The following is a 14,896-nucleotide window of genomic DNA, read 5'->3' as shown; positions in this document are numbered from 1 at the left end:
AGCAGTTTTACCGACCGCTACATTGAGGGCATGACCGGCACCCCGAACGGATCCGCACCGGCGCACCCCGAGGCGCACTCCGAGGGGACCGTCCTCGCCCTCAACTCGCCCAAGCTGAACGGGATCCGCCGGCTGACCGCGCTGGACACGGTGCGCGCCCGGATCGCCATGGCGGTCGACCTCGGGCTGCTCTCCCCCGGCGAGCGGCTGCCCCAGACCGACGCCATAGCCGAGGCGCTCGGGGTCGGCGAGATCACCGTGCGCCGCGCGCTCAGCTCCCTGTGCGCGGACGGCGTCCTGGAGCGCAGGCGGGGGCGCAACGGTGGCACGCTCGTCGCCGAGCAGCCGACCCGGGGGGTCGTCGACGCGGCCGAGGCGTACCACGGGCAGACCGCCGAGGTGCACCGTCTGATCGACGAGCGGACCGTCCTGGAGTGCGGGATCGCCCATCTCGCGACCCGCACCGTGTCCGCCGCGGCCCTCGACGAGCTGGACCTGCTGGTCGCGGCGATGGACCGGGCGGAGAGCTGGGCGGAGTTCCACTCCTGCGACGAGCGGTTCCACCTCGCCGTGGCCCGCGCCACCGGCCTCGACGCGAGCGTGCAGACCTACGGGGCCGTGCTGCGCCGGCTCTACGCGTACTACCTGCCCTACCCGCTGGCCGCCCTGCGCGAGTCCAACGACGAGCACCGGGCCCTGGTGGCGGCGCTCCGCACGGGTGACGCCGGCGAGGCGGCCGACATCGCACGCCGCCACGTGGAGACCCTGCACCGGACGATGTTCGTCGGGTTGGTGCACCGGCCGATGCGCTGATATTCGGTTGCCGGGGCGCGCTCGGACGGGCTCAATGGCGTGCATGGCCGACATCCAGGGCTCGTACGACGAGCTGTTCACCGCCGTGCCCGCCGCGCTCGCCGGACTGATCGACGACGGCGACGTGGGCGGTGCCGTGGCCGTCTTCGTGGACGGGAAGCCCGTGGTGGACGTGTGGGCCGGGTTCGCCGACGCCGGCCGGACCCGGGCGTGGGAGCGGGACACGATCGTCAACGTGTTCTCCGTGACCAAGACGATGACCGCGCTGTGCGCGCTCGTCCTGATCGACCGGGGCGAGCTCGATCCGGACGCGCCGGTCGCCCGGTACTGGCCCGAGTTCGCCGCGGCCGGCAAGCAGAACGTCCTGGTAGGGCAGCTGCTGTCGCACACCGCCGGACTGCCCGACTGGGAGGGGCCGGTCGAGGAGCTGTACGACTGGACGACCGCCACGGCCCGGCTCGCCGGGCAGGCCCCGCAGTGGGAGCCGGGGACCGCGGCCGGGTACCACTCACTCACCCAGGGGTTTCTCGTGGGTGAGGTGCTGCGCCGGATCACCGGGCGGAGCGTGGGCGAGTTCTTCGCCGCGGAGGTGGCCGGGCCGCTCGGCGCGGACTTCCACATCGGCCTCGGCCCCGAGCACGATCCACGGGTGGCGCTGACCGTGCCGCCGCCGGGCAGGGACGAGGACTACACGGCCAGCGCCCCGGGCCGCGACGCGACCCCCACCACCGCCACCGCCCTCCGCGTCCGCGACGGCAACAGCATCGCCTGGCGCCGCGCGCAGATCCCCGCGGCCGGCGGCTACGGCAACGCCCGCTCGGTCGCCCTCGTCCAGTCCCTGCTCGCCTGCGGCGGAACCGTCGGCGGGGTGCGGGTGCTGTCCCCCGAGGGCTGCGAGCGGGCCCGGGAGCTCCAGTTCGACGGCGAGGACCGCGTCCTCGGCATGTCGGCCCGGTACGGCCTCGGCTACGGCCTCTTCGGCAGCGCCCTCGGCTGGGGCGGCTGGGGCGGCGCGCTGGTCTGGGTCGACCCCGACGAGCGGCTGGCGATGGCGTACGTGACGAACCAGATGCGCGAACCCGCCGCCGACAACCGGGGCATCGAGCTGGTCATGGCCGCGCAGGACGGCCTCAAGGGGCTGCGGGCCTGACCGGCGCCCGGGGGGTCAGCCGCCACTGCCGTAGGGGCGGGTGAGAATCTCCAGGCGGTGGCCGTCGGGGTCGTCGAAGTAGGTGCCACGGCCGCCGTCGTTGGTGTTGATCTCGCCGGGGCGGCTGTGGGACGGGTCGGCCCAGTAGCTCAGGCCCGCCGCCCGGACGCGGGTGAAGATCTCGTCGAAGTCGTCCTCGGAGACCAGGAACGCGTAGTGCTGCGGCGGGATGTCCCCCGGGGTGTCCATGAAGTCGAGGGTGACGCCGTTGGGCAGCGCGACCGGGGCGAACGGGCCGTAGTCCGGGCTGACTTGAAGGCCGAGGATGTCGGCGAGGAACCGGGCCGACGCGTGCTTGTCGTGTGCGGCGACGATGGTGTGGTTCAGGTTCACGGTCATCGTGGGACCTCCTCCCGTCCAACGTACTCCCGACAATAGATAAGGTAAGGCTAACCTTAGTAATTGATCGGGTTCGGTCTCACCGCCCTCGGAACCGCAGCCGGCCCGGCGGCTCACCCGCACCCCCCAGCTGCCGCTGGTCTGCTCGGCACTGACGGGCGCGCTCGCACGGGCGGCCGCCGACCTGGCGGCGCGCACCCCGGTCCCTCCGCTGGAGATCCCGGTGGGTGCGCTGACCTCCCTGGTCGGCGGCCCCTGTCCGCTGTATCTGCTCGGCAGTCGGAAGTGACTCAGATCGTCGCCGTGTCGATCACGAAGCGGTAGCGGACGTCGCTGTTCACGACCCGGTCGTACGCCTCGTTGATCTGGTCGGCGCTGATCAGCTCGATCTCGGCGCCCAGCTTGTGCTCGGCGCAGAAGTCGAGCATCTCCTGGGTCTCCGGGATACCGCCGATGCCGGAGCTGCTCAGGCTGCGGCGGTGGCCGAAGACGGAGGAGAGCAGGATGTGCACCGGCTCCTCGGGGATGCCGACGTTCACCATGGCGCCGTCGGTCTTCAGCAGCGACAGGTAGGAGTCGAAGTCGAGCGGGGCGGACACCGTGTTGAGGATGATGTCGAAGGTGCCCTTGAGGTCCTGGAAGGTCTTCGGGTCGCTGGTCGCGTAGTAGTGCGTGGCGCCCAGCTTCAGGCCGTCGTCCTTCTTGCGGAGGGACTGGGAGAGGACGGTGACCTCCGCGCCCAGGGCGGCGGCGATCTTCACGCCCATGTGGCCCAGACCGCCGAGGCCGACGACCGCGACCTTCTTGCCGGGACCGGCGTTCCAGTGCTTGAGCGGCGAGTACGTGGTGATGCCGGCGCACAGGAGGGGGGCCGCCACGTCGAGGGAGAGGCCGTCGGGAATGCGGACGACGTAGTTCTCGTCGACGACGACCTTCTGCGAGTAGCCGCCGTAGGTGGGCTGCCCGTCCTTGCCGACGGCGTTGTACGTCCAGGTCGGGCCGCCGCCGGTGCAGTACTGCTGGAGACCGGCCCTGCAGTTGTCGCACTCACGGCAGGAGTCGACCATGCAGCCGACGCCCACCCGGTCCCCCACCGCGTACTTCGTGACCCCCGGGCCGACCTCCGAGACGACGCCCGCGATCTCGTGACCGGGCACCATCGGGAAGATCGCCGTACCCCAGCCCTCGCGGGCCTGGTGGATGTCGGAGTGGCAGATACCGGCGAACTCGATGTCGATGAGGACGTCGTGCTCGCCGACCGCGCGCCGCTCGATCGTGGTCCGCTCCAGCGGGGCCTTGGCGGCGGGCGCGGCGTAAGCAGCAACAGTGGTCATGAGGGGGGTTCTCCTAGAGGTGTCTTCGCACCCGGTTGCCTGTCTTCCTCCCGGGCACGTTTCCAGGCTCCTCCACGCTACGTCCGCCACCCAGCCCCCGCCTCTGCGTACGTCTGCCGTGCCTACCACTGGCGGGATCAGGCTCGGGTGCGTACGACCGTGAATACTGGATGTATGGAAGACCAGCCCCTGCCCGCCGCCACCCCCGCCTCCCCGTCCCTCGACCGGCGTGCCGAGCTCAGCGAGTTCCTGCGCACCCGGCGGGCCCGGCTGCGCCCCTCCGACGTGGGGCTGCCGGACTTCGGGCGGCACCGCAGGGTGCCGGGGCTGCGGCGCGAGGAACTGGCGCAGCTGGCCGGGGTGTCGGTGGCGTACTACACGCGCCTGGAACAGGGCAACGGGCGGAACGTGTCGGCGGAGGTCCTGGACTCGATCGCCCGCGCGCTGCGGCTCACCGACGCCGAGCACGCGCACCTCATCCACCTCGCCAAGGGCAAGCAGCACAAGAAGAAGGCGCCGGCGCGGCCGCAGCAGGTACGGGCGTCGCTGGGGCAGCTGCTGGCGTCGATGGAGGGCGTCCCGGCGTACATCGTGGGGCGGCGCTCGGAGATCCTGGCGTGGAACCCGTTGGCGGCGGCGCTCTTCGGTGACTGGGCGGAGCTGCCGGCGGCGGAGCGCAACTGGGCCCGGCTGACGTTCCTGCGGCCCGACTACCGTGAGCTCTTCGTCGAGTGGGAGCAGAAGGCGATCGACATCGTGTGCCAGCTCCGGATGGACGCGGGCTGCTACCCGGACGACCCCCGGCTCTCCGCGCTGGTCGGCGAACTCTCGGTCAAGAGCGAGGAGTTCCGCCGGCTGTGGGCGACCCACGACGTCAAGGAGAAGTCGTACGGGGTGAAGCGGATGCGCCACCCGCTGGTGGGTGAGCTGTCCCTGAACTACGAGTCGTTCCGCATGCCGGGCGACCAGGACCAGGCCCTGGTCACCTACCACGCGGAGCCGGGCTCGGCGTCGGCCGAGGCGCTGCGCCTGCTGGCCAGCTGGGGCACGGACGCCACCCGGGTCGCCCCCGCGCCCTGAGGGACGGCATGGAGAACGGCCCGCCGGAAGCCGCGCTTCCGACGGGCCGCTCGCTGGGGTGCTACTCAGCGGTCACGGCTCACTTGCCGTAGTACGCGTCGTAGATCGAGATCGACGACTTGTTGCCCTTCTTGTCGGCGATCGTGGCGCGGAACGAGACGGCCTTGCCCTTGGCCGGGTTCTTGACGGTGATCTTGCCGTGGCTGACCGTCACCTTCCGCCAGTTCCGGCCGTGGTCGTAGGACACGTAGACCGTGAGGGACTTCAGGTTGCGGCCGGCGGCCGCACCCTCGACGGTGACCGGGAAGGTGGCCTTCTCGCCCGCCGCGACGCGGCTGTCCGCGCCGGTGGCGGCACCGAAGTGCACGGTGGAGGCCGGGAGCTGGGCCAGCGGGGTGTTGCTGCCCGGCTTCTTCGAACGGAAGGTCCAGCTCGCGTCGATCCGGGTGGAGGCGGCGGCGACCTTGGCCGACCGGACGACCGAGGTGGTCAGCTTGTAGGCGGCGTCACCGGACGGCACCGTGAACACGCCGTCGCCGAACAGCGGGTCCTTGTTGGAGCCCACCTTGGTGCCGTTGCGGTACAGGGTGGTGTTCACCGACAGGAAGTCGGAGGACCCGGCGTGCCTGGCGCTGTCGGAGAACAGCGGGACCACGCCGAAGATCTGATTGCCGTCGCGGAACAGGCCGTACTCGCGGCTCAGGTGCGGGCCGAAGACGGCCCTGTTGAACGTGTTGCGGTAGGTCTGGCCGGCCTTGTAGGTCTTCGGGTCGCCCAGCGTGTAGAAGGCGTCGGCGATCGGCACGCCCTGGGCGTCGTGGCCGGAGAACTGCGTGACGTCGAAGGCCCACTGGGCGTGGTCCACGGTGGAGACGTGGAAGGTGCGGGTGGTGGGCAGCTTCTGCTCCACCGCGTCGCCCGCTACGAAGTCCTCGCCGACCACGCCCCACGGGCTGACCGAGCCGGTCTTGTTCGGCGCGGAGGCACCGACAGCGTTCCTGACCGTGGCGAGCTCACCGGTCTTGAAGTGCCGGACCTTGTCGCCCTGGACCTTCTTGACCTGGGCGCTGGTGGCGACGTCGTACTCCTCGCCGGCGCCCCTGGTGAACTGGCCGCTCCAGGTCTGGGTCAGACCGCTGACCTCACCGCCCAGCGGGGCGAGCCGGATCTTGTCGAAGGTGTCGAAGCCGACCCCGAACCCGATGCCGGCCGGGTCGTACATGTAGTCGACGGTCGCCGAGTGCGGGGTGGCCTGCGCGTCCGGCACCGTGATGTCGGCGGCCTTGGTGGTGCGGGCGTCGATGGTGAGCGTGAGGTCCTTGGTGACGCTCAGCTTCGGGTTGACCAGCCAGTCGAGACCGCCGTCGAAGGTGGTGAAGTCCTTGGCGATCCAGGCGTCGAGCAGGTACGTGCCCTTGGGCACCCGGAGGGTGGCGGTCCCGGAGTTGTCGGCCGGCACGACGTAGTCGCGGCCGTCGCCGAGGCCCGAGTAGTTCACGAGGTCGGTGCTGTAGACACCGGTCGGGTTGCCGTCGCGTCCGATGTGCTTGACGGTGACGTTGTACGACTGCACCTCACGCTGGACCGCGGCCGCCGTGCGGATGGTCTGGCCGCCGCCGGTCGCCGTCACGTAGGCCGAGTAGGCGCCGTCGAGGGTGCCGCCCAGCTTGGTGTTGACGGTGACGTCGACGGAGGCCTTGCCGCCCGCCGGGACGGTCACCTGGGTCGCGCCGAGCTTGAAGAAGCCGGCCGGAGCCGCCGCGCCCTTGGGGTCGGTGGCGGACGACTTCAGCGTGAGCGTCACGTCGGTCGTGCCGAGGTTGCGGTACGTCAGCTGCTTGGTGACCGGGGTGTCGTCGGTGTGCGGCCACTGCTGCACACCGAAGTTCACCGACACCGGGTCGGCGAGCACGGTCTGCTTGATGGCCTTGTCGACGGCGATCCGGCCCGCACCCTGCTCGAACGGCGTGTACTTGCCGCCCTTGGCCGAGCCGGCCAGGGCCGCCTTCAGCTCCTGGAAGCCCCAGTCGGGGTGCTCCTGCTTGAGGATCGCGGCGGCGCCCGCGACGTGCGGGGTCGCCATCGACGTACCGGAGATGGTCAGGTAGCCGGGCGGGTTCTCGCCGACCTCCTGGTCGATGACGCTGCCCTTGGCCGCGGCCGCGGTGATGTCGACGCCGGGCGCCGTGACGTCCGGCTTGATGGAGCCGTCGGCGGCGGGGCCGGTGGAGGAGAAGTCGGCCAGCTTGTCCTTGCCGTCGACGGCGCCGACGGTGAGCGCGTCGGCGGCGCTGCCCGGCGAACCGATCGACTCGGGGCCCTCGTTGCCCGCGGCGATCGCGAACAGGATGCCCTTCTGCTCGGAGAGCTTGTTGACCTCGGCTTCGAGCGGGTCGATCCCCGGGGTGTCGTAGCCGCCGAGGCTGAGGTTGACGACGTCGGCGCCCTCGGCCGCCGCCCACTCCATGCCGGCGAGGATGCCGGAGTCGTCACCGGAGCCGGTGTCGTCCAGGACCTTGCCGTTGAGGATCTTCGCGCCGGGCGCGACACCCGTGTACTTGCCGTGCGACTTGGCGCCGGTGCCGGCCGCGATGGACGCGACGTGCGTGCCGTGACCGAAGTGGTCGGAGGCGTCGGCGGCCCCGCTGAAGTTCTTGGACTCGATCACCTGGTCCTTGAGGTCCGGGTGGCTCGTGTCGACACCGGTGTCCAGGACGGCGATCTTGACGCCCTTGCCGTTGTAACCGGCCTTCCACGCCACGGGCGCGCCGATCTGCGGCACGGACTTGTCCAGGCTGGCCCTGCGGACGCCGTCGAGCCAGACGTGCGCGATGCCGGAGGCCGCCTTGTCGCCGTTGGTGACCGCGTCCCACAGCTCGGGCGTTTCCTTGGCCGGGGTCTGCACGGCGTCCGCGTTCAGCGTCTTCAGGCTGTGCCGCAGGGTGCCCGCGTCCCGCACGTCGGCCTTGGTGGCGGTGGCGGCGCCGCTGTAGCCGACGATGACCTTGAGGCCGTTCTTCTGCGCCCTACGGGTCGCGGCCTTGTTCAACTCGGTGACGTCGAACAGCCGTTGGTCCAGCTTGCCGGAGGCCACCAGCTGGACGGCGTCACCGGGGACGACGAGAGTGTGCCCGTCGACCTTGCTGATGCGGAAGGGTATGTGCTGGCGCCCCTTGGCCCGCTCCAGGCCGACGACCCGGCCCTTGGCGTCGAGGGCGACCCGGTCGCCGGTGATCAGAGTGACGTGGTGCTTGGCGGTGAGCGAAGAGGCGGCCGCTGCCGAGGCGGCGCGCGATTCCGGCTTCGCCGATGCCGGGCTGGTCATGCCCGCGGCGAGCGCGACGGCCGCTGCCGTGGCCACCGTGGCCGCGGCAGCTCTTTTCACTTGTCTGCGCAAGACTCCCCCAGGAGACGGTGTACCGGGCGAATTCCCCGTTCACCCGGCCGGGGGTAGTCCCGTACACACATACGTCAACCCCCCGGAATACGGAGTATGCCGGGGGGTGATCAGCGGGCTCAATAGTTGAGAGACCGGTGAGAAGAGTGCGGGACAACTGTTACGCGCCGGGGTGAACACCGTTACACAACCGCGCGGTTCCGCGCGGCGCGCCGGTGTTACGCGCCGGCGTTCTCCTTGACGGTGATCTTGCCCTTGCGGATGGTGGCGAGGCGCGGGGCCTTCTTCGCGATCGCGGAGTCGTGGGTGACCATGATGAAGGTCAGCCCGTGCTCCTTCCACATGCGCTCCAGTACGTCCATGATCTCGTCGCGCATGCCCTCGTCGAGGTTGCCGGTGGGCTCGTCGGCGAGCAGCACCTTGGGCTGCTTGACCAGGGCCCGGGCGATGGCGACGCGCTGCTGCTGGCCGCCGGACATCTCGCCGGGCAGGTGGCCGAGGCGCTCCCCGAGACCGACCGACGTCAGTGCCTCGGCGGCGCGTTCGCGCCGTTCCCTGGTCTTGACGCCGAGCGGGACGAGGGCGGTCTCGACGTTCTCCTGGGCGGTGAGCGTCGGGATGAGGTTGAACGACTGGAAGACGAAGCCGATGCTTGCGCTGCGGACCGACGTGAGCTTCGTTTCGGAGAGCTTGGCCAAGTCGGTCCCGTCGAGAACGACTTCGCCGGAGGTGGGGCGGTCGAGTCCCCCCAGCATCTGAAGGAGGGTGGACTTGCCGCCGCCGGTGGGGCCCTGGATGACCAGGCGGTCGCCGTCGGCGATGGTGAGATCGATGCCGTCGAGGGCGCGGACGGTGTCCTTGCCTCGTGTGTACAGCTTGGTGACGTTTCTGAGTTCGTACATGGTGGCTCCTGGAGGGTTTTCGGGGTGGGACGGTGCGTTGTCGGCCGCGGGTGGTGGGGGCTGGTCGCGCAGTTCCTCCCCCAGCCTTCGGCCGGGGGTACCCCCAGCGCCCCTAAAGGGGCGCTGCAGTCGCGTCAGCTTCATAGCTGCGGGCAGTCGTGCCGCAGGGCGGCCCGGGTGGGCGCAGCGGCGCCCGGCAAGCGCCGGTGAGCGTCCCCACCCCAGCCACAGCCGACGTCAGCTACTCGACCCGCCGCAGCGCATCCGCAGGACGGAGTCGCGACGCGCGCCAGCCGCCGAACGCGCCCGCGATCAGGCCGCCGGCCACCGCCAGGCCCACCGCCAGCGCGATCGTCGTCACGCTGACCGGGGCCGTGAGGGCGACCTCCAGGGTCTTCGCGGCCTGCCGGCCGGGACCGCCGCCGAAGCCGCCGCCCCCACCGCCGCCGAAGCCGCCACCACCGTTGCCGCCACCACCGCCGCTGCCGACGGAGGCGTCCAGCGTCGGGCTGATCGCGGTGACCACGTACGCGCCGGCCAGACCGAGCCCGATCCCGAGCGCACCGCCGACCAGGCCGTTGACCATGGCCTCGCCGATGACCTGCCGGGTGACCCGGCCGGACTTCCAGCCCAGCGCCTTCAGCGTGCCGAACTCACGGACGCGGCGGGAGACCGCCGAGGAGGTGAGCAGGCCGGCGACCAGGAACGCGGCCACGAGCACCGCGATGGACAGCCACTTGCCGACGTTGGTGGCGAGCGAGGACGCCGTGGACAGCGAGCCGGAGACGGTGTCCGCGAGGTCGGCGGAGGTGGTGACCGTCGTACCCGAGACGTTGCTCTGGATGGTCTTCTTGACCGAGGAGATCTGCTTGGAGTCGGTCGCCTTGACGTAGATCGTGGTGACCTTGTTCTTCTCATCGGCGAGCGTCTGCGCCTGCTTCAGCGGCATGTACAGGTTGGCCGCCGCGTCACCGCTGTCGGCCGTCGCGATACCGATGATCGTGAACTTGACCTTGTTGATGGTGACGGTCGAACCGACCTTGTACTTCTTCTCCTTGGCGTACGCCGAGTCGGCGACCAGCACCTTGGCGTTCGTCTCGGTGGTCTTGAAGGTGCGGCCGCTGGTGATCTTCGACGAGGTCAGCGGGCCGACCTCGGTCTGGGTGACGTCGGTGCCGTACACCGTGTACGAGTTGACGTCGAAGTTGGCACCGCCGCCCTGGACCTCACCCTGCGGCTGGCCGTTGCCACCGCCGCCGAAGCCGCCGCCGTTGCCGCCGGAGCCCTGGTTCTGCTGGAACTGACCCCGCGTGAACTGCCCGCTGATCTTTACCACGTTGAGGTTCAGCCCGCCGACCGCGGTCGCGACGCCCTTCTGGTCGCCGACCTTGGTGACGGTGGTGGAGGCGAGGGTGGTGAAGCCCTGCACCATGACGCGGTCACTGCTCTGCGTCGTCGACGATCCGTTGTTCTGCGCGTCGAAGTTGAAGCGGGGTCGCTGGGAGGCGCTCGTGGACGCCGACGCGGCCTTGGTGACCGTCATGTCCGTACCCAGGCCGTACAGCGACTGGAGGACCTTGTCCTGTGCCTTCCCCATGCCGTTGGACACGGAGTTGACCACGATGACCAGTGCGATGCCCAGCGCGAGGCCGGAGGCGACGACGAGAGCCGCCTTTCTGCGGCGGCGCAGTTCGCGCCTCAGGTAGGTGAAGAACATGACCGCACGTTAGGGACGCACCGTGATGGCTCGATAAGGCCCAAATAAGAGATGCATGAGAAGGCTGTACGGAGGCCAGGAACGGCCCCGCACCGGGCTGTCAGCGCCGCCCCGGCAGCACCGGCCCGCGCGGCCCCGGACCGGGCGCGCGGAACCCCGGCCGGGCGGGGGAATCACCGGCCGGGGTCGCTGGACGGCCCCTTCCTCAGCGCTCGCCCAGGAGTACGTCCGCGGCCCGCTCGGCGAGCATCGTGACGGGGGCGTGGGTGTGGGCCCGTACCAGGCTCGGCATCGCGGCGGCGTCCACCACCCGCAGCCCGTTCACGCCCCGCACCGCGAACGACGGGTCGACGACGGCGTGTTCGTCCGTGCCCATCCGGCAGGTGCTCACCAGGTGGTGGATGCTGCCGCCGGTGGAGCGGATGTACGCGGTGATGTCGTCGAGGTCCTCGGAGAGCGCGCCGTCCGTGAGCGGCTTGCCCAGCCACTGCGCGAGGTCCGGCTGGCGCAGGATCCCCTGGGCCGCGCGCACCCCGGCCACCAGGGTCCCCAGGTCCTCCCCCGCCTCGTCGGTCAGGTAGCCGGGGTCGATCAGCGGGGCGTCGTGCGGGTCGGCGCTGCGCAGGGTGACGGTGCCGCGGCTGTGCGGGCGCATGAGGATGACGCCCAGGGCCATGCCGTGCGCCGCGGGCCGCTGGTGCTCGCCCAGCGGCACCACCAGGTGGACGATCTCGATGTCGGGGGCGGCCAGCTCCTCCCGGGTGCGCAGGAACAGCAGCGCCTCGGAGATGATCGAGTCCAGGGAGCCGTGGCGGTCGCGCAGGTACTGGTCGATCTGTTCGGGCGAGGTGCCCGAACCTGGCGACCAGAAACCCTGTGCCTCGAAGGCCAGCGGCACGAGCAGATGGTCCGTCAGGTCGCGGCCCACTCCCGGCAGGTCCCGCACCACCGGGATGCCGTGCCCGGCGAGTTCCGCCGCGGGGCCCACGCCGGACCGCAGCAGCAGGTGCGGGCTGCCGACGGCGCCGGCCGACAGGATGACGTCGCGTTCGGCGCGCAGGGTCTCGGTGCCCGACTCCCCCTCGACCTCGATCCCGACGGCCCGCGTGCCCTCGAACAGCACCCGGCGCACCAGCGTGTCCGCGAGGACGGTCAGGTTGGACCGCTCCCGGGCCGGCGTCAGATAGGCGTCGGCGGAGCTGTGCCGCAGGCCGTCGCGGTGGGTCGCGCGGGCCAGGGCGTAGCCCTCCTGGACCTCGGCGGCCGGGGTGTACCCGAGGCGTGCGCAGGCGTCGACGAACGCCGGGGTCACGGGCAGCGGATAGCGCAGTCCGGACAGGCTGATCCGCTGCTCGGCGCGGTCGAAGTAGGGCTGCAGGTCGTCGTGGCCCCAGCCGTCCAGGCCCGCCCGCGCCCAGCCGTCGTAGTCCGCGCGGTGACCGCGGGTCCACAACTGGGCGTTGATCACCGAGGAGCCGCCGACCGCCTTCCCGCGCGGGATCGGTATCGCGCGGTCGGCCAGGCCGGCCTGGGGCACGGTGCTGAAGTTCCAGTCCAGGTCGCCGCCGAACAGGCGCGGGAAGAGGATCGGCACCTGCACCTCGGGGCGGGTCCCGGCGGTCCCCGGGCCGGCCTCGACGAGGAGCACCCGGGCGGTGCCGTCCGCGCTGAGCCGGTCGGCGAGCACGCAGCCGGCGGAGCCGGCCCCGACGATGACGTAGTCCCACCCGCTCACCGGGCGACCGCCTCTCGGCGCTGGGCGGTGCCGGCCGGGGGCGTGGTCAGGCCCCAGGTGGTGCTTTTCCGGCGGAGGGTATCGGCCATGACAGCTCCTTCGTGTGTGCGGTGGGTTCTGGGTGACCGGGTGACTGCTGGGTGACCGGGCGGGCGGTGCGTCAGCGGGCCGCGGGGGCGGAGGTGGAGGCGGTGACCTGCTCTGCCGCCGGGGCCGTGGCCGGGCGGGCGCGCAGGACGTGCCGGAGGAGGGCGAGGCCGGCCAGGAGCACGACCAGGCCGCAGACGCCGTTCCAGCCGAAGGCGGAGTACGCCCGCACGCCCAGCCAGGAACCGGCGCTGCCGCCGAGGAACGCGCAGGTCATGTACGCGGTGTTGAGCCGGGCGCGGGCCTCGGGGCGGAGCGCGAAGATGCGCGCCTGGTTGGCGACCTGGCCGGACTGCATGGCCACGTCGAGCAGGAGCATGCCGGCGCCCAGGCCGACCAGGCCGACGGCACCGCCGAAGTGACCGGTCAGCAGCAGCGCGCCGGCGGCGATGGCGCCCACCATGCAGACCAGGTTGACGGCGTCGGGGCCCTGCCGGTCGGTGCGGCGCCCGGCGATCGGGGTGGCGAACATGCTGGCCGCGCCCACCAGGGCGAGCACGCCGACGGCCGGGGTGCCCAGGTGGTAGGCGGGGCCGGTGATGTACAGCGCGAGGGCGGTCCACGCGGCGCTGAAGGCGGCGAACACCAGCACCTGGTTGAGGGCGGAGCGGCGCAGCAGCGGCTCGGTGCGCAGCAGGCGCACGGGGGCCGCGAGCAGCGCCGGGTAGCGCTGGTCCGTGCTCGGTGTGGTGGTGGGCAGTGCGGCGGCCAGGGCCAGGGTGAGGACGAGGACCAGACCGGCGGCGACCAGGTAGGGGGCCCGCCAGCCCAGCCACTCGCCCAGGGTGCCGGAGAAGGTACGGGCCAGCAGGATGCCGCCGATCAGGCCCGACAGCAGGGTGCCGGTGACCGCGCCGCGGCGCTCGGGCGCGGTCAGGCCGGCCGCCATCGGGATGAGGATCTGCGGGACCACGGTGGTCAGACCGACCAGCGCGCTGGCGACGGCGAGGACGGGCAGGGTGGTGGCGGTGCCCGCGAGCACCAGCCCCGCGCAGGTCACCAGCAGCAGGGTGGTGACCAGGCCGCGGTGGCGCAGCCGGTCGCCGAGCGGGACCAGCAGGAAGATGCCGGCCGCGTAGCCGAGCTGGGCGCAGGTGACCACGACGGCCGCGGACTCCGGGGAGACGTGCAGGTCGTCGGCGATGAGCGGGCTGATCGCCTGCGGGAAGTAGATGTTGGCCACCGCGACGCCACAGGCGACGGAGAGCAGCAGGATCAGGCGCCGGCTCAGCGTCGGCGACGAGGGGGTGGGAGGCCCAGCGGACACGACACACCTCTGGCGAGGAAGGGGACAGAGACAGGGAAGAGGGGCAGAGCCGGGAGTTCGGGGGCTCCGCCGAGAACCGTTTTAACCGGTTCCTCGACGGTACCAGTAAAACCGGTTCCGCAGTAGGGTGGTTCGCATGCCCGACACACCCGCGTCCACGGCCCCCCGCTTCCGCAGCGGCGCGGGCCGGATCTGCCTGGACTTCATGCGCACATTCCGGCTGCGCGGCATGGACGGCGCCACCGAGGAGCTGGACACCCCCGAGGCCCTGGCCGCCTGGGTCACCCAGCTGGGCCCCTATCCCGACGGCACAGCCGTCCCGGCCCCGGCACCGGACGTGCTCCACGAGGCGCGGGCGGTACGGGAGGCGGTGTACGCGCTGCTGACCGCGGCCCGCTCGTCCGCCGGCCCGGCCGGCTGCCCGCCCGGGGAGCGGGAGCTGCTGAACCGGGCCGCCGCCGCGGCTCCCCCGGTTCCGGTGCTCGCCGCGGACGGCACGGTGACCTGGAGCGCCGCGGACCCGGTGGGCGCGGTCCTCGCCGACATCGCGCGCGACGCGCTCGCGCTGGCGACCTCGCCCGCCCTCGACCGGCTCCGGGCCTGCTCGGGACCGCACTGCGCCGCCTGGTTCCTCGACACGTCCCGTCCGGGCAACCGCCGCTGGTGCTCGATGGAGACCTGCGGCAACCAGGCCAAGAAGCAGACCTGGCGCACCAGGCACGCAACAGCACCCTGAACTACAACGCCCCAAAGGGGCGCGGGGAACCGCGCGACCAGCCACCACGGCGCCGCACACGACTGACCGCCCGGCGCACCAGGCACACGACAGCACCCCGCTCGGCATCGCCCTGAACTGCAGCGCCCCAAAGGGGCGCGGGGAACCGCGCGACCAGCCACCACGGCGCCGCACACGACTGACCGCCCGGCGCACCAGGCACACGACAGCACCCCGCTC

11 protein-coding genes and 1 pseudogene are annotated in these 14,896 nt (G+C 71.7%); 5 read left to right on the top strand and 7 right to left on the bottom strand.

The genetic code is table 11. The annotated features are described in order from the left end of the window. The first annotated feature begins 30 nt into the window (after positions 1–30). Positions 31–813 (top strand): FadR/GntR family transcriptional regulator, encoded by a 783-nt coding sequence (locus ACFY0P_RS03010; protein ID WP_388906607.1) that lies wholly within the window; start codon positions 31–33, stop codon positions 811–813. Positions 814–856: 43 nt separating this feature from the next. Then, positions 857–1,963: a serine hydrolase domain-containing protein gene (locus tag ACFY0P_RS03005; RefSeq protein WP_388906605.1), complete on the top strand. Its 1,107-nt coding sequence runs from the start codon at positions 857–859 to the stop codon at positions 1,961–1,963. Positions 1,964–1,978: 15 nt separating this feature from the next. Here ACFY0P_RS03005 and ACFY0P_RS03000 read toward each other — a convergent pair whose 3' ends face one another. Further along, positions 1,979–2,362, bottom strand: coding sequence for a VOC family protein (locus ACFY0P_RS03000; protein ID WP_388906602.1), 384 nt, complete (start codon positions 2,360–2,362; stop codon positions 1,979–1,981). A gap of 106 nt (positions 2,363–2,468) precedes the next feature. On the opposite strand from ACFY0P_RS03000, the pseudogene ACFY0P_RS02995 reads away from it, so the two are divergent. Then, positions 2,469–2,651 (top strand): annotated as a pseudogene (locus ACFY0P_RS02995) (iron chelate uptake ABC transporter family permease subunit); the annotation flags it as partial. Between the two features lies 1 nt (position 2,652). Here the strand turns inward: ACFY0P_RS02995 and ACFY0P_RS02990 are convergent. Then, positions 2,653–3,696 (bottom strand): NAD(P)-dependent alcohol dehydrogenase, encoded by a 1,044-nt coding sequence (locus ACFY0P_RS02990; RefSeq protein WP_388906599.1) that lies wholly within the window; start codon positions 3,694–3,696, stop codon positions 2,653–2,655. Between the two features lie 174 nt (positions 3,697–3,870). Between ACFY0P_RS02990 and ACFY0P_RS02985 the strand changes: the two genes are divergently transcribed. Then, positions 3,871–4,776, top strand: a complete 906-nt coding sequence (locus ACFY0P_RS02985; protein WP_388906597.1) for a helix-turn-helix domain-containing protein — start codon at positions 3,871–3,873, stop codon at positions 4,774–4,776. Between the two features lie 79 nt (positions 4,777–4,855). On the opposite strand, the gene ACFY0P_RS02980 is transcribed toward ACFY0P_RS02985, so the two are convergent. The 5 genes from ACFY0P_RS02980 to ACFY0P_RS02960 all read right to left on the bottom strand — a co-directional run bounded on the left by ACFY0P_RS02980 (position 4,856) and on the right by ACFY0P_RS02960 (position 13,941). Beyond that, positions 4,856–8,161, bottom strand: coding sequence for a S8 family serine peptidase (locus ACFY0P_RS02980; RefSeq protein WP_388906594.1), 3,306 nt, complete (start codon positions 8,159–8,161; stop codon positions 4,856–4,858). A gap of 230 nt (positions 8,162–8,391) precedes the next feature. Beyond that, positions 8,392–9,075, bottom strand: a complete 684-nt coding sequence (locus ACFY0P_RS02975; protein ID WP_388906591.1) for an ABC transporter ATP-binding protein — start codon at positions 9,073–9,075, stop codon at positions 8,392–8,394. Positions 9,076–9,316: 241 nt separating this feature from the next. Beyond that, positions 9,317–10,792, bottom strand: a complete 1,476-nt coding sequence (locus tag ACFY0P_RS02970) for an ABC transporter permease (protein WP_388906589.1) — start codon at positions 10,790–10,792, stop codon at positions 9,317–9,319. A 205-nt stretch (positions 10,793–10,997) separates the two neighbouring features. Further along, complete coding sequence (locus ACFY0P_RS02965; protein ID WP_388906586.1) at positions 10,998–12,527, bottom strand: GMC family oxidoreductase; 1,530 nt, start codon at positions 12,525–12,527, stop codon at positions 10,998–11,000. 160 nt (positions 12,528–12,687) lie between these two features. Then, on the bottom strand, positions 12,688–13,941 hold the full coding sequence (locus ACFY0P_RS02960; protein WP_388906584.1) for an MFS transporter: 1,254 nt from the start codon (positions 13,939–13,941) through the stop codon (positions 12,688–12,690). A 136-nt stretch (positions 13,942–14,077) separates the two neighbouring features. On the opposite strand from ACFY0P_RS02960, the gene ACFY0P_RS02955 reads away from it, so the two are divergent. Further along, a complete protein-coding gene (locus ACFY0P_RS02955; RefSeq protein WP_388906582.1) occupies positions 14,078–14,677 on the top strand; it encodes a CGNR zinc finger domain-containing protein in 600 nt (199 codons plus the stop codon). The last annotated feature ends 219 nt before the right edge of the window (positions 14,678–14,896 follow it).

It is taken from the genome of Streptomyces sp. NPDC001714 (genome assembly GCF_042892755.1).
Lineage (GTDB): Bacteria > Actinomycetota > Actinomycetes > Streptomycetales > Streptomycetaceae > Streptomyces.
The sequence above is the reverse complement of the archived record's forward strand: the minus strand, read 5'-3'. Positions and strand labels throughout refer to the sequence as shown.

Bases quoted from the DNA above. Each gene is read 5' to 3' on its own strand.
- ACFY0P_RS03010 (WP_388906607.1), top strand. From the start codon at position 31: ATGACCGGCACCCCGAACGGATCCGCACCGGCGCACCCCGAGGCGCAC.
- ACFY0P_RS03005 (WP_388906605.1), top strand. From the start codon at position 857: ATGGCCGACATCCAGGGCTCGTACGACGAGCTGTTCACCGCCGTGCCC.
- ACFY0P_RS03000 (WP_388906602.1), bottom strand. From the start codon at position 2,362: ATGACCGTGAACCTGAACCACACCATCGTCGCCGCACACGACAAGCAC.
- ACFY0P_RS02990 (WP_388906599.1), bottom strand. From the start codon at position 3,696: ATGACCACTGTTGCTGCTTACGCCGCGCCCGCCGCCAAGGCCCCGCTG.
- ACFY0P_RS02985 (WP_388906597.1), top strand. From the start codon at position 3,871: ATGGAAGACCAGCCCCTGCCCGCCGCCACCCCCGCCTCCCCGTCCCTC.
- ACFY0P_RS02975 (WP_388906591.1), bottom strand. From the start codon at position 9,075: ATGTACGAACTCAGAAACGTCACCAAGCTGTACACACGAGGCAAGGAC.
- ACFY0P_RS02970 (WP_388906589.1), bottom strand. From the start codon at position 10,792: ATGTTCTTCACCTACCTGAGGCGCGAACTGCGCCGCCGCAGAAAGGCG.
- ACFY0P_RS02955 (WP_388906582.1), top strand. From the start codon at position 14,078: ATGCCCGACACACCCGCGTCCACGGCCCCCCGCTTCCGCAGCGGCGCG.